This is a genomic window from Sphingobacterium cellulitidis (genome assembly GCF_043187465.1).
GTDB classification, from domain to species: Bacteria; Bacteroidota; Bacteroidia; order Sphingobacteriales; family Sphingobacteriaceae; genus Sphingobacterium; species Sphingobacterium cellulitidis.
Genome location: NZ_CP171136.1, coordinates 3,470,009 through 3,482,582 on the forward strand (window position 1 = coordinate 3,470,009; position 12,574 = coordinate 3,482,582).

Here is a 12,574-nt window from a genome sequence, read left to right on the forward strand (position 1 = left end):
CTTGATGTCCTCCTGAAAACGAAAAATCAGGAGGACTTTTTTTATTAATTGCGAAAAGCTAAAAAAAGAGTATGAATATTTCACACCAAAACATTGATGACATCAACGCTAATATCCAAGTGGAAATAGCGCCTGAGGACTATAATCCACAGGTTGATAAAGCAATTAAAGACCAAGCAAAACAAGCTAAATTACCAGGTTTCCGCCCAGGAATGGTACCTACCGCACATATTAAACGTATGTATGGTAAAGCAATCTTATTTGATGAAATCAACAAAATTATCAATGATAAAATTGCTGAATACATCGGTGAGCAAAAACTAGAAGTATTAGGTCAACCCCTTCCTAAAGAAGAGGATAAAGACGGACAATACAACTGGGACTTTAAAGATACTTTCAAATTCGATTATGAGATCGGCCTTGCCCCTCAATTCGAAATCCCTTTCTCTGCTGAAACTGAATTCACGGAATACGATATTAAAGCAGATGATGCAACCCTAGCTGAACGTATCAAAAACCTTCGCCGTAGCTATGGTAAAATGACTAATCCTGAAGTTTCTGAAGAAGGTGACGTACTTTACGCTACTTTGAAACAAGATAAAGAAGATGGTATCGAAAAAACAACTTCTATCCGTACGGATATCGTTGAAGATGCTAAAATCAAAAAAGCATTGGTAGGATTGAAAAAAGATGATGCTGTAAAAGTAGATGTTAAAAAAGCATTTAATACCGCTGACCTTGCTCGTATTCTAGGTATCACTGAAGATGAAGCTGAAAACTTAGACGTTACTAAATTCGAATTGACTGTTAAAAACATCAATAGATTAGAAGAGTCTGACTTGAACCAAGAGTTTTTCGATAAATTGTTCCCTGCTGGTGAAGTTACTACAGAAGAACAATTCAATGAAAAAGTGAGAGAAGAAGTTGAAAACTTATTCAAACAAAACTCTGCTCAAAAATTACGCAACGATATGTATACTTTCGGTATGGATAAAGTTGATGCTAAATTCCCTGAGGATTTCTTGAAAAAATGGTTAAAAGCAACTAACCCTAATTTGGATGCTACTGAAATCGAAGAAGGTTTCGAAGATTTCTTGAACAACTTGAAATGGACGATCATCGAAAACCGTATCGTAACAGCAAACAACTTAGAAGTTAAATATGATGAAGTAGTTGATTTAGCAAAAGAACGTATCTACGCGCAAATCAAAATGTACAACATCAATGAAGAACCTACTGATGAGCAATTGCAACAATTTGCAATGCAATTATTAGGCGACAGAGAACAAGCTAACCGTTTGTTCGAAGAAGTGAAAGCTTTAAAAGTTTTCGATCAATTGAAAGATTCTGTGAAAATCAAATCTAAAAAGATTGACTTCGACAAATTCGAAAAGCTTGATAAATAAGCATTACAAGAATTAGTTATAAAATTAAAAAAGGTTAACGGAATACTTCGTTAACCTTTTTTAATTACAAGTTTTTTGAAAATCCAACTTTTATATAGAGCCCTAACCCCCAATTCCCTTCAGGAGCTTTCATACTTATAGGTCCCATTTCATAATTGAAACTAAATCCCTTACCTATATCCCGATTGATTCCCCAAGTAGCAGCAAATCCTGTCGCAATTCCTTTATCAAAATAGGTCTTTTCTTTGGCTATATAGTCTCCTTGTCTAACATCAAATGTCCAACCAGACATTAAGCCTAAATAGCGTAGTGCAATGAAATTTGCTGAATTACGCTTAATCGACAAACCATCCCTCGAGCGAACCTTGAATCCGTAATATTTTTTTTACAGCAAGGGACCATGTTGGCATCAAAACGCTTGTTTTATGATATTGATTCCAACGGTCCTTATCACCGATAGGAAGAGCATGAAACCGGCTTAATCCCCCCATGGTAAGTCCAGCCTGTAATTCAAAGACTCCATTTAAGAAAATGGGCCTTTCAAATTGATAAGCTAACATAGGCTTTACGATATTCGCTCGGATGCTATGATTTTCAACCACAAAAGATTTGCTAGAGTCTATCACACTGGAATTAACTTCTTGCGCTTGAATGAAGGATAAACCAAGTAGAAAAAGCAGGTTAATTAATAAAGAAGTTCTCATATAGAATAATAAAACTCCTTAAAATTTAAGGAGTTAGTCAGCATAAATCGTCAAAATGTTTTTGAAAATCCTACTGTCAGCCAAAATGAAGGAGATAATCCTGAATTAGAAGCATAAATTACACTTGGACCTAACTCCAAGTTAAAATTGAAATTCCTTCCTAAATGCCTATTCATTCCCCACAGTCCAACCAAAGCTACTCCACCATCATTATTAAATCTTGACGATTTACTCACAACACCATTTATGTTGACACTTTCACTTTCCCAACCATGCAAAAAACCATAAAGCCTTCCACCAAAATAATTAGCCCCATTATTGCTAATATCTCTTCCTTTTGCATACCTTTTTTCAATATTATAAAAATGCTTCACCCCAACGGATACTAATGGTGCAAGAAGAAATGAATTTCTATCACTTTGATAATTTTCATTAATATCAATTGTAATTGATCCTTTTCCAAATTCAAATCCAGCCAACATTCCGACTTTGGCATCTAGTACCGTTTTTGGACCTAACGGTGTTTCATATTGAAAGTGTAAAAAGGGTGCCAAAATCGATAAATTCAAGCTCATCGTGGGAGTGACAAAGTCTCCCTCAAACTCAGTTATTTCGGAAATAACGGAATCTTGCTCTTGAGCAAAAATATTGACAGAATTGCTTAGAATTAGACATAATAAGACCGCAATTCTTTTTAAAGTGTTAAGTAATTGTTTACTCATACAGATATTGATTTTAGCGCAAAAATATTACTATTAAATCAATATTCATAACAAAAAAATAGTTGTTTGTGAATTTTTTTAACTATTATTTATTCATCTAAAAGAAAATATTATAACCCACCGACAATCGTCCATAAGGGTATTCTCTATTGAAATCTGGGTATTGCTGATCATAAAAATGCCCCTGAAGATTGAAATATCCTGAACTCAAATTGATGGACCAACGCTTATATAAACGCAGGCTGGCTTCCACATTCAAGCCATGCAAAACATAATATGAATCTGTACCTGAAATAGTAAAAAACACCCCTCCATTATAATCGGCACTTAAAATAAATCGATCTAAAAGCATCAAATCCCCACGAAATCTATACGATGCACCTGGGCCATAATTATAGTTCCTACTAGCGCCATACAACAAATATGGATCTGGTACCGCAGCCAATATCACCGCTCCAGCACCAACAGTTAAATTTAACCGATTCCCTTTTTTATACCGGAACTCAGACAACCAATTGTAATTCAAGCTCTGCCCACCATAGAAAAAAGCATCGTTATTATAAAAGTCATAATGGGCATTCAGGGTACCATAGTGATCCCCTTTTTTAGACTTGAAGAATTTAGCCCCATATAAAAGAGCATGAACATGCACCCCATTGATAAAGGAGCTATCCCCATTTCCCAATTCAAGGTTGACCGAGAATTGATCAAATGGTCTTTTATAATTATGCTCACCATTGCTATAGATAAACCGTAATCGTCCATAAAAAGCATTTTTCCCTTCATTTAGAAAGTCTCCTTCCTTGGCATCAAACCTTCGTATTCCCAAATCAACCTCCGCTTTAATATTTGATGAATCCGCTCCATAATAATCATCAATCGGCTTTCCCCACTTCCCATCCAATAATCGATTCAACCCATTGATTGGATTCACTAGTGTAGCCACAATTTCATTCCCAATCCGGTTATGATCCGTACGATTTCTAGCCAAGATATTTCTTGAAACCCGATGCATCATCTCCCCCATCAAAATCCCCCCAAAGGTAGTATTCACCAAATCATTGATCGATGGATGTTGTGTTTCTCCGGCGGTCTCCCATATATAGCTTCCTGCTACCGTCGCCAAACTGGATTGATAAAAGTTATATCCATTACTCCGAAATGCATTGAAATATATCTGTCCATGAAATGGGTGATCAATCTGATTCGTCGTAAATTGGTTATCATCCCAATCCCAGGCACTAAAACGTTGATGGTCCAAGAAGTTCTGAAAGCTTATGTATGAATAAGGGTCTTTGGTGATGAATCTATTAAAGGAGGCAGGTAAAGCCTGCGCCAGAAACCATTGCGTTCCTGCTCGCCAAAACTTCTTTTCTCTTTTTGGATTCAGATCCCATTTCAGGGTATCTTTAATAAAATCAGGAGATTCCGTAAGAACGGATAAACTGTCATTCCGAAACTTAATGGTATCTCTAACAACCTCCTTTTCAACCTGTCCAAATGAATTGATAATGGATAAAAGAAAAACCCACATCAAAAGAAATAGTGTCCTGTGATTTAATTGCAATTCTGTAAAATTTTAATTTGGCGTAAAAATAAATCTTTAACCCGTATTCTTAAACTCTAATAGGGATTCCTACCCCCTTATGACAATTGCCGCAACCTTGGAAAAACAGTTTTGCCTTTAAATGGTTTTATTTATATTTAGGATTAACCAACAGAATCACAACATGAAAAGACTAATTTTAAGTTTTGCCATTCTGCTGATGGGCTTTGCAGTCATTGCCCAACCCAAGCAGCCCCTACATGGAGCATACCTCGCAAAAGATGGAAATATCAATCATTTATGGCTATTCGTGGATGGCTATAGCTCTTATATTCAATATGAGGATAATAAATACATTTCTACTTGGGGTGGACCTTTTAGCACTGATGCCAATGGAATACAAGTAAAGGTGGAATACAATGATGCCAATCCGGCTGAGGTGGGAACAGAAAAGAATACGGAAGCCCAATTGAATGCCCAAAATATTAGCATGGGCAATCTTACCTTTCAGAAACAAAAAGCCAAAAAACAAGACCTTGACGGTTTATGGAGAATTACCGGAAGAATGGAAAAAGAAAAGATGTCTACCATTCCTCGTGGAGATCGGAAAACCATCAAAATTTTAGTCGATGGATATTTCCAATGGATAGCCATTAATCCAGCTGAAAAAGGATTTTACGGAACTGGTGGAGGCACTTATTCTTTTAAAGGGAAAAAGTATACAGAGAATATCCTATTCTTTTCAAGAGATAATAGCCGCGTTGGAGCCTCTCTATCCTTCGATGGAGAAATCAAAGATGGCGCTTGGCATCATAGTGGTCTTAGTTCTAAGGGGGATCCAATTCATGAAATCTGGTCGAGAGACAATAAATAAATATTTTTAAAAAAGCGGGTTATTTTTAAAAATAACCCGCTTTTTTATTTCTTATCCAAAAAGATCCGAACTCAGATATCGATCTCCGCGATCACAAACAATAAACACAATCACGCCTTCTTCAAGCTCATTTGCAACTTTCAAGGCTGCATGGAAGGCTCCCCCTGAACTCATCCCCCCAAAAACCCCTTCTTTTTTCGCTAATTCCCTTGCCCTCTGTACCGCATCCTTCTGGTCTATTTCAATAACACGATCTACACGTGAAGCATCAAATATCTTTGGTAAATACTCCTTTGGCCATTTCCGAATCCCAGGAATTGAAGATTCATCATTAGGTTGACAACCTACAATCTGAACATCTGGGTTTTGACCCTTTAGGAAAATTGAACAACCCATGATTGTACCGGTTGTACCCATAGCACTCACAAAATGGGTAATCTTTCCTTCCGTATCTCTCCATATCTCAGGACCCGTAGTTTTCACATGTGCCTCGTAGTTATCCGGATTTGAAAATTGATTCAAAATAAAATATTCGCCAGTTGCTGCTTTTTCCTCGGCATAATCCCGACTAACTTCCATGTTTTCCAACAAGGTCACTTTTCCCCCAAAGGCTTCCATCGTCAATGTCCTTTCTCTTGTGGAAGTTGAAGGCATAACCAGTTCGATTTCCAGACCAAACATGCTCGCAATCATTGCCAAGGCTATTCCTGTATTTCCGCTGGTAGCCTCTATCAACTTGCTGTCTTTGTTGATCTCTCCCCGTTCCATGGCTGAACGGATCATATTTAATGCGGCTCTGTCTTTTACCGAACCACCAGGGTTATTCCCTTCTAATTTCGCATATATTTTTACCTTGGGGTTATTATGAAATCCCTTGATTTCAACCATAGGTGTATTTCCAATTAAATCAATGATAGTTGCCATTATAGAATAGGTTTTGAGTCAATAAATTTAGAATTAGGCTGATGGTAAACTGTGGTGTAGGGATCTACACTATTAGTTAACCAAACATTTCCTCCAATTACGGAATGGTGACCAACGATAGTTTCTCCCCCCAGGATGGTTGCACCTGCATAAATAATAACATGATCTTCAATAATAGGATGTCTTTGTGTATTGGCCATGTTTTTCTCAACACTTAATGCGCCTAAAGTTACTCCTTGATATAATTTCACATGCTTACCTATCCTACAGGTCTCGCCGATAACGATACCCGTTCCATGGTCAATATGAAGGTATTCATCAATAAATGCCCCCGGATGAATATCTATTCCTGTTTTAGAATGTGCATACTCGGTCAATATCCGTGGAATTAATGGAATCCCTTGAATCCAAAGCTCATTTGCTAATCGATAGATACTGATAGCCAAAAAACCAGGATAGGTCCTTATGACCTCATTCAAACTCTGTGCAGCTGGATCGCCTTCCAATATGGCCTCCGCATCGGTCAACATTCGTTCATAAATCGAAGGAAGGTTAATAAAGAACTTCTCACTAATCTTTTTAATATTGCAACTTGAACAAGCTTTTGTCTTAAACAACAACAAATACAAATCAGCTTCTGCTTGTTTGAAAGCTGCTTCAATCTCTTGAACAGTATTAAAAGGTTTTGAATTGCGCTCTGGAAACAACAAATGCAAAAGCTCTACTGCCCATTGGGCAATCGCCTTATTGCTTGGCATATCTTGAACAGCCTGTTGTTTCTCATATATATGTTGATAAAAATCATCCATGATCATGGTTAGGTTGAGTTTTTTATTTTACTGTACTAATTTTTTAAATAATTCCTGATGCGTTTCTGCTGCATCAATACACAATCCAGGGTGTACTGCTGAACATTGAATCATCGTACTCCGCTTTGCGGTCAACCATCTGAATCGTTCGGTTTGATCCAATTGAGCCAAGGCTCCTCCTGCTTTACTCCCCAAACATACTTGCTTCATCGATTCTAAATGAGCACGAATCTGATCGAAATCAATATCCTTCGACAACAGACAACATCGTTCTTCATCCAATTCAAATAGTATATCTGCATATCGCTGCTTTCGACAATATAATAGAACTCCGACATTGACAAATTCTTCACGCTCAACTCGAGGTACCAACCGAACTACGGCATATTCATATAAAGTCCTATCCTGCATGTTGAATCTGATTTACAAAAATTTCTGAATGGGCCGCTCTTCTTGCAATAAACTCCACATATACCTCCCTAACTTGATCTGCACTAAGATTACGAACCTCATCAATTAACCATTCATCGGGAATTACCTCCAATATTTTTCTGATATTTTCCTTACTGAACAGACCTTTATATTCCTGATCCACTTCAACAACATGTTTTGCTTTTGAAAGCAAAACATGATCTTTGATCTGCACAAATGGCTTTCCAACGGTATCTTCCCAGTTATCCCAATTATGATGAAAGTAAAGCGCGGCACCATGATCGATCAACCATAATTCCTTATGCCAGATCAACATATTGGTGTTCTTCACAGTACGATCTACATTCATTAATAAAGCATCCAACCAAACAATTTTCGAAGCCTCCTCCGAAGAAATCTCATCCACATTCGCATCAAATGTGATGGCTCCATTCAAATAACTCACTCCAAGATTCTTTCCCACAGAAAATTTCAATAAATCCTGAATTTCCTCATCGGGCTCAGTCCTGCCAAATCCTTCATCTAAATTCGCATAAACCATTTCCGGAACACGCAATCCTAAAAATCTCGCCAACTCCCCTCCTATAAACTCTGCAACCAAGGCCTTCTTCCCTTGTCCAGCACCACGAAATTTAATGACATAACTAAAACCATCATCCGCATCTACCAATCCAGGTAGTGAACCTCCCTCGCGAAATGGCTGTATATATCGGATAATATTTACCTCTCTAATTTCCGGACGTTTTAATTCCATCATTCATTCTATTTAATATTTCAATAAACCCTAAATTCAGTTCCCTTTATCTTTAAAAACTAATTTCAGATAGCGCAATAATTATCCAACTACTTGAAATTCCCCATAAAAGGAAACCGCATTCATGCAATTTTAAAGTTAACAATTCCATTTTTTTTCATGCAATAATTCCACTTAAAACATCTAATACATTAGCATTTACCAACAGTTCATCGCAATTCTAAAAAATTGAACGAATCCCGAAGAGGCATCTTAGACTCCTAAACCCTGAATTATCTTGACATCAAAGTTAACTGAATACACTAATAATTATTGTTTATCGACGAAATTGGACATCAATGTGACTCTAAGGTTAATGATATTCTAGCTATATTTGTGAGACTCATACTATAATGAACAATTTATTTATGGATACAAATACAGAATACAATCGTATAATCAGCATCTGCCAGGAATTATTTATTAAAAAAACCAAAGACTATGGTACCGCTTGGCGAATTTTACGATTAAGTTCTTTGACCGATCAAATCTATATCAAAGCTGCTCGTATCCGTTCGCTGGAGGAAAAGAAAGAATCTAAGGTCGGTGAAGGTGTAGCCGAGGAATTTATTGGTATTATTAATTACTGTGTAATTGCGCTAATGCAATTAGAATTTGGAAATACGCTAAATGAAAACTTGGACCCTAACATCGTAGAACAAAAATATACTGAAAAAGTAAATGAAACCCGGGACCTCATGTTTGCCAAAAATCATGACTACGGCGAAGCTTGGAGAGATATGAGAGTTTCTTCTATGACTGACTTAATTTTAATGAAATTGCATCGTGTAAAACAAATCGAAGATAATGACGGTCAAACCCTAGTTTCTGAAGGATTACAAGCGAACTATCAAGATATGCTAAACTATTCCGTGTTCGCCCTGATTAAACTTGGTCTGGCAAAATAAAAACTATATGACTTATACACAAAGCTATTCCCAATCAAAACAACCTGAATCTAATGTTTTATTATGGATCGCTAGAATTCTGGTCGGTCTATTATTTATTTTCTCAGGATTAATAAAGGCCAATGACCCTATGGGCTTTGGTTATAAACTGCAGGAATATTTCCATGTGTTGAACCTGGGCTTTCTAAATGATTATGCTACATGGATAGCCATATTTTTATGCGCCTTGGAAATTATCCTTGGCGGATTATTGATACTCGGTGTTGCTGGTAAGAAAGTCGCTTGGGGACTTTTGTTGCTCATTATTTTCTTTACCTTCTTAACCTTCTATTCCGCTTTTTTCGAAGTCGTTAAATCTTGTGGATGTTTTGGTGATGCCATTCCATTAACCCCTTGGCAATCCTTTTTTAAAGATTTGGTCCTATTATTACTGATCGTATATATCTTCATAAAAAGGAACAAAATCCGACCATTCATCCGAAGTTTATTCACTAGAAACCTGCTTACTGCATTAATTATCCTAGCCTCTTTTGGAATAGGAATCTATACCTATTACTTTCTGCCTTTTATTGACTTCTTGCCTTATAAAGAAGGAAATAACGTTCCTGAACTTATGAAAGTACCTGAAGGTGCCGAACCTGATGTCTTTGAACATATTTATGAATTAAAGAATAAAACCAGCAACGAAACCAAAAAGGTAACAGACAAGGAATACATGGGGCAGAAAATTTGGGAAGATGAAAACTGGGAGGTCGTTGGTGACCCTCAAAGTAGATTGGTCAAAAAAGGTTATGAAGTAAAAATCCCTGATTTGATCATCAGCGATATGGATGGTACGGATAGAACTGAAGAAATTATCAATAACCCTTATTATAATTTTATCGTAGTGAGCACAGATTTAAAGAAGATGACTCCTTTTGACATTGCTGCCTTGGATCGAATTAACTCCACTATTAGAGACCTATCCGTCGACTATAATATCAGAGCTATCCTAGCAACTGCATCTTCTTCTGATGAAGTTAATTATATCAATGACCAAATGGACTTAGTATTGGAAACATTCTACGTGGATGCTGTTCCATTGAAAAGTATGGTCCGTGCTAACCCTGGGGTAATGTTGATGTTGAATGGTGTAGTGGTAAAAAAATGGTCCCAATACAATTTTTCAAGCAAACATGAGTTAATAACTAAATATCTAGATAAAGTAGAATGATTCAAAAACCAGTTTTCCTGATTGGATTCATGGGAAGTGGTAAGACCACTTGGGGAAAAAAATTGGCTAATGCTTTGCAGGTTCCATTTGTGGATTTAGATCATGAAATCGTCGAACAAATCGGAATGAGCATTCCCGAATACTTTTCAAAATATGGTGAAGAAAAATTCCGTGAATTGGAAAGAGAAGTCTTGATCGCCCAACAAAATAAATCCGGAATTATTTCTACCGGCGGAGGTACTCCATGCTATTTCCAAAATATGGATTGGCTGCTGGATAATGGAATTGTTCTCTATCTTAAACATAGCCCAAAGTCGCTATGGAATAGACTTAACCAGTCTGACATCAATAAAAGACCTGCATTAAAGGGAATGACTGGAGATCATTTACTTCAATTCATTGAAAGTAAATTGGAAGAAAGAGCACCATTCTATGATCGTGCCCATATATTAGTTGACCAGTTAAATACAAACTTAGAAGAGTTAGTTTCACTTGTAAAAGCAAATATTGAATTATATGAGCAATAGGATTTTCTCATTCATCTCATTTAGTATTTTTATTGCCTTGCTGTCAACATCTTGTTTCAGGACAAACAGTTCTGCAAATGTGAACAACATGCCGCATGTTGACCAAGTATTTAATCTGAGAACAGTCGATGATCTCTATCATTTCCTGACCTACAATGAAAACTCCTACCCTTTGGTTAGTGCACATCGCGGTGGACCTTCTGATGGTTTTCCAGAAAATGCTATCCCAACTTTTGCTGAAGTCGCCAATAAAATGCCGGCCATCATCGAATGTGATATCAGTATGTCCAAAGATTCAGTATTGGTATTGATGCATGATGAAACTCTAGACCGTACCACGAATGGAAAAGGTAAATTGTCGAAGAAAACATATGAAGAACTGAGCCAACTACAGTTAAAGGATAACAATGGAAATCTGACAAATTTCCGCATCCCAACTTTGGAAGATGCCCTAAATTGGGGAATAGGTCGTGTTATCTACACTTTGGATGTTAAAAAATCAGTTCCTTATGAAAAGGTTATTGAATTGATTCGCAAAACTAAATCGGAAGCCAACAGTATTATTATTACTTATTCGGCCAATCAAGCAGAAGTAGTCAACCGTCTAGCTCCGGATATAATGATTTCTGCTACGATCAAAAACAGAGATGACCTAACTCGCCTAAGTGAACTTAGCATCCCAGATACCCGCTTAATCGCTTTTGTCGGCACTTCCGAACCTGACTCAACCTTGTATAGCTTGCTTAGACAACACGGCATTAAATCCATTTTAGGAACTATCGGAAACTTAGACCGATCTGCAGAAAAATCGGGTTATCAAATGTATGCTGATTTTATTGTTAGAGGGGCTGATGTACTTTCTACAGACAGACCTTTTGAAGCATGGAAAGCCTTGGATTTCTACATAAAAAAGAGAAATATAGAATCCCCTTTTATCAATTGATAATTTGGTAATATAATATTTATTTGCGCCCTGAAGGATTCGATTTTCAGGGCGCTTTTTATGTCAGTAATCATCCACAACAGATATTTTTTTATCTGAACGAAAACATTATTAATCGCATATTGTTGAATAATTAAAAAGAAAATAAAATTATTATGAAAAATTTACTACTAACATTAGCCTTATCAGTTGGCTGCTTAACTTATAGCTCAGCACAGGTAGAAGTGAAAACCGTACCACAATCATCAGCTGATGTTGGTATGGCTCCAATTAAACAAGGAAACTGGATGATTGGTGGTTCTGTAGGTAGCTTAGGTTATAGCTTTGAAGGAGAGTCATTCAACATTCAGTTAAACCCTAGAGCAGGTTACTTTATTTCGGACGGAATAGCGGTTGGTGCTCAAGCTAATCTGGGATTTACCTCTGGAAAAGATGACAATCCAAATGTTTGGGGATATGGAATTTCTCCTTTCGTAAGGTATTACTTCCCGGGTGGCGCAAGTGCAACAGGACGTTTCTTTGGTCAAGGGGATGTAGGTATCGGAGGTAGCTCCGCAGGTGATAATGTTTCATTAAACTTAGGTGCAAACGTAGGATACGCGCACTTTATTACCCAAACTGTAGCATTGGAAGTAATGGCAGGATATAATTATTCCAAAGCCAATATTAATGCTTCTGGAACTCAGAATGGTCTAGGTTTGTCAGTTGGTTTCCAAATTTACTTACCTGGAAGAAATAGATAATTCTCGAATTTAGTTTCCATTAGTCCATTT

At 37.0% G+C, this 12,574-nt stretch carries 15 protein-coding genes; 7 read left to right on the forward strand and 8 right to left on the reverse strand.

Annotation, left to right across the window (positions count from 1 at the left end; all coding sequences use genetic code 11):
- Positions 1–71: 71 nt before the first annotated feature.
- On the forward strand, positions 72–1,406 hold the full coding sequence (locus ACF3OC_RS15215; protein ID WP_094256226.1) for a trigger factor: 1,335 nt from the start codon (positions 72–74) through the stop codon (positions 1,404–1,406).
- 64 nt (positions 1,407–1,470) lie between these two features.
- On the opposite strand, the gene ACF3OC_RS15220 is transcribed toward ACF3OC_RS15215, so the two are convergent.
- The 4 genes from ACF3OC_RS15220 to ACF3OC_RS15235 all read right to left on the reverse strand — a co-directional run bounded on the left by ACF3OC_RS15220 (position 1,471) and on the right by ACF3OC_RS15235 (position 4,366).
- A complete protein-coding gene (locus tag ACF3OC_RS15220; protein ID WP_392469711.1) occupies positions 1,471–1,698 on the reverse strand; it encodes a hypothetical protein in 228 nt (75 codons plus the stop codon).
- A gap of 43 nt (positions 1,699–1,741) precedes the next feature.
- Positions 1,742–2,110 carry a hypothetical protein gene (locus ACF3OC_RS15225; protein ID WP_392469713.1) on the reverse strand — a complete coding sequence of 123 codons (369 nt, stop codon included), beginning with the start codon at positions 2,108–2,110 and terminating at the stop codon, positions 1,742–1,744.
- Between the two features lie 50 nt (positions 2,111–2,160).
- Positions 2,161–2,832 carry a hypothetical protein gene (locus ACF3OC_RS15230; RefSeq protein ID WP_094279872.1) on the reverse strand — a complete coding sequence of 224 codons (672 nt, stop codon included), beginning with the start codon at positions 2,830–2,832 and terminating at the stop codon, positions 2,161–2,163.
- 97 nt (positions 2,833–2,929) lie between these two features.
- Positions 2,930–4,366, reverse strand: a complete 1,437-nt coding sequence (locus ACF3OC_RS15235; protein ID WP_094256229.1) for a DUF3943 domain-containing protein — start codon at positions 4,364–4,366, stop codon at positions 2,930–2,932.
- Between the two features lie 196 nt (positions 4,367–4,562).
- Here ACF3OC_RS15235 and ACF3OC_RS15240 point away from each other — a divergent pair, with 196 nt between their 5' ends.
- Positions 4,563–5,252 carry a hypothetical protein gene (locus ACF3OC_RS15240; protein ID WP_094256230.1) on the forward strand — a complete coding sequence of 230 codons (690 nt, stop codon included), beginning with the start codon at positions 4,563–4,565 and terminating at the stop codon, positions 5,250–5,252.
- A gap of 51 nt (positions 5,253–5,303) precedes the next feature.
- On the opposite strand, the gene cysM is transcribed toward ACF3OC_RS15240, so the two are convergent.
- Genes cysM through ACF3OC_RS15260 form a run of 4 tightly spaced genes read right to left on the reverse strand, consistent with a single transcriptional unit; the run spans position 5,304 to position 8,171 of the window.
- Positions 5,304–6,176, reverse strand: coding sequence for a cysteine synthase CysM (gene cysM, locus ACF3OC_RS15245; RefSeq protein WP_182499651.1), 873 nt, complete (start codon positions 6,174–6,176; stop codon positions 5,304–5,306).
- Positions 6,176–6,985 (reverse strand): serine O-acetyltransferase, encoded by an 810-nt coding sequence (locus tag ACF3OC_RS15250; protein ID WP_141202059.1) that lies wholly within the window; start codon positions 6,983–6,985, stop codon positions 6,176–6,178. The genes cysM and ACF3OC_RS15250 overlap by 1 nt, the downstream gene beginning before the upstream one ends.
- A gap of 27 nt (positions 6,986–7,012) precedes the next feature.
- The gene (locus tag ACF3OC_RS15255; RefSeq protein ID WP_094256233.1) at positions 7,013–7,396 is read right to left on the reverse strand and encodes a DUF3037 domain-containing protein; all 384 of its coding nucleotides are present in this window, start codon (positions 7,394–7,396) and stop codon (positions 7,013–7,015) included.
- Positions 7,386–8,171 (reverse strand): HipA family kinase, encoded by a 786-nt coding sequence (locus ACF3OC_RS15260; RefSeq protein WP_094256285.1) that lies wholly within the window; start codon positions 8,169–8,171, stop codon positions 7,386–7,388. Before ACF3OC_RS15260 ends, ACF3OC_RS15255 begins: the two co-directional genes overlap by 11 nt.
- Before the next feature lie 407 nt (positions 8,172–8,578).
- On the opposite strand from ACF3OC_RS15260, the gene ACF3OC_RS15265 reads away from it, so the two are divergent.
- The 5 genes from ACF3OC_RS15265 to ACF3OC_RS15285 all read left to right on the forward strand — a co-directional run bounded on the left by ACF3OC_RS15265 (position 8,579) and on the right by ACF3OC_RS15285 (position 12,544).
- Positions 8,579–9,118, forward strand: coding sequence for a DUF1599 domain-containing protein (locus ACF3OC_RS15265; RefSeq protein ID WP_094256286.1), 540 nt, complete (start codon positions 8,579–8,581; stop codon positions 9,116–9,118).
- Positions 9,119–9,125: 7 nt separating this feature from the next.
- On the forward strand, positions 9,126–10,331 hold the full coding sequence (locus tag ACF3OC_RS15270) for a BT_3928 family protein (protein ID WP_094256234.1): 1,206 nt from the start codon (positions 9,126–9,128) through the stop codon (positions 10,329–10,331).
- On the forward strand, positions 10,328–10,858 hold the full coding sequence (locus tag ACF3OC_RS15275; RefSeq protein ID WP_220476827.1) for a shikimate kinase: 531 nt from the start codon (positions 10,328–10,330) through the stop codon (positions 10,856–10,858). The genes ACF3OC_RS15270 and ACF3OC_RS15275 overlap by 4 nt, the downstream gene beginning before the upstream one ends.
- Entirely contained in the window at positions 10,848–11,801 is a 954-nt protein-coding gene (locus ACF3OC_RS15280; RefSeq protein WP_094256235.1) for a glycerophosphodiester phosphodiesterase family protein, read from the forward strand. Before ACF3OC_RS15275 ends, ACF3OC_RS15280 begins: the two co-directional genes overlap by 11 nt.
- A 155-nt stretch (positions 11,802–11,956) precedes the next feature.
- Positions 11,957–12,544, forward strand: a complete 588-nt coding sequence (locus ACF3OC_RS15285; RefSeq protein ID WP_094256236.1) for a hypothetical protein — start codon at positions 11,957–11,959, stop codon at positions 12,542–12,544.
- Positions 12,545–12,574 lie beyond the last annotated feature (30 nt).

Bases quoted from the DNA above. Each gene is read 5' to 3' on its own strand.
- ACF3OC_RS15215 (WP_094256226.1), top strand. From the start codon at position 72: ATGAATATTTCACACCAAAACATTGATGACATCAACGCTAATATCCAA.
- ACF3OC_RS15220 (WP_392469711.1), bottom strand. From the start codon at position 1,698: ATGTCTGGTTGGACATTTGATGTTAGACAAGGAGACTATATAGCCAAA.
- ACF3OC_RS15225 (WP_392469713.1), bottom strand. From the start codon at position 2,110: ATGAGAACTTCTTTATTAATTAACCTGCTTTTTCTACTTGGTTTATCC.
- ACF3OC_RS15230 (WP_094279872.1), bottom strand. From the start codon at position 2,832: ATGAGTAAACAATTACTTAACACTTTAAAAAGAATTGCGGTCTTATTA.
- ACF3OC_RS15235 (WP_094256229.1), bottom strand. From the start codon at position 4,366: ATGTGGGTTTTTCTTTTATCCATTATCAATTCATTTGGACAGGTTGAA.
- ACF3OC_RS15240 (WP_094256230.1), top strand. From the start codon at position 4,563: ATGAAAAGACTAATTTTAAGTTTTGCCATTCTGCTGATGGGCTTTGCA.
- cysM (WP_182499651.1), bottom strand. From the start codon at position 6,176: ATGGCAACTATCATTGATTTAATTGGAAATACACCTATGGTTGAAATC.
- ACF3OC_RS15250 (WP_141202059.1), bottom strand. From the start codon at position 6,985: ATGGATGATTTTTATCAACATATATATGAGAAACAACAGGCTGTTCAA.
- ACF3OC_RS15255 (WP_094256233.1), bottom strand. From the start codon at position 7,396: ATGCAGGATAGGACTTTATATGAATATGCCGTAGTTCGGTTGGTACCT.
- ACF3OC_RS15260 (WP_094256285.1), bottom strand. From the start codon at position 8,171: ATGGAATTAAAACGTCCGGAAATTAGAGAGGTAAATATTATCCGATAT.
- ACF3OC_RS15265 (WP_094256286.1), top strand. From the start codon at position 8,579: ATGGATACAAATACAGAATACAATCGTATAATCAGCATCTGCCAGGAA.
- ACF3OC_RS15270 (WP_094256234.1), top strand. From the start codon at position 9,126: ATGACTTATACACAAAGCTATTCCCAATCAAAACAACCTGAATCTAAT.
- ACF3OC_RS15275 (WP_220476827.1), top strand. From the start codon at position 10,328: ATGATTCAAAAACCAGTTTTCCTGATTGGATTCATGGGAAGTGGTAAG.
- ACF3OC_RS15280 (WP_094256235.1), top strand. From the start codon at position 10,848: ATGAGCAATAGGATTTTCTCATTCATCTCATTTAGTATTTTTATTGCC.
- ACF3OC_RS15285 (WP_094256236.1), top strand. From the start codon at position 11,957: ATGAAAAATTTACTACTAACATTAGCCTTATCAGTTGGCTGCTTAACT.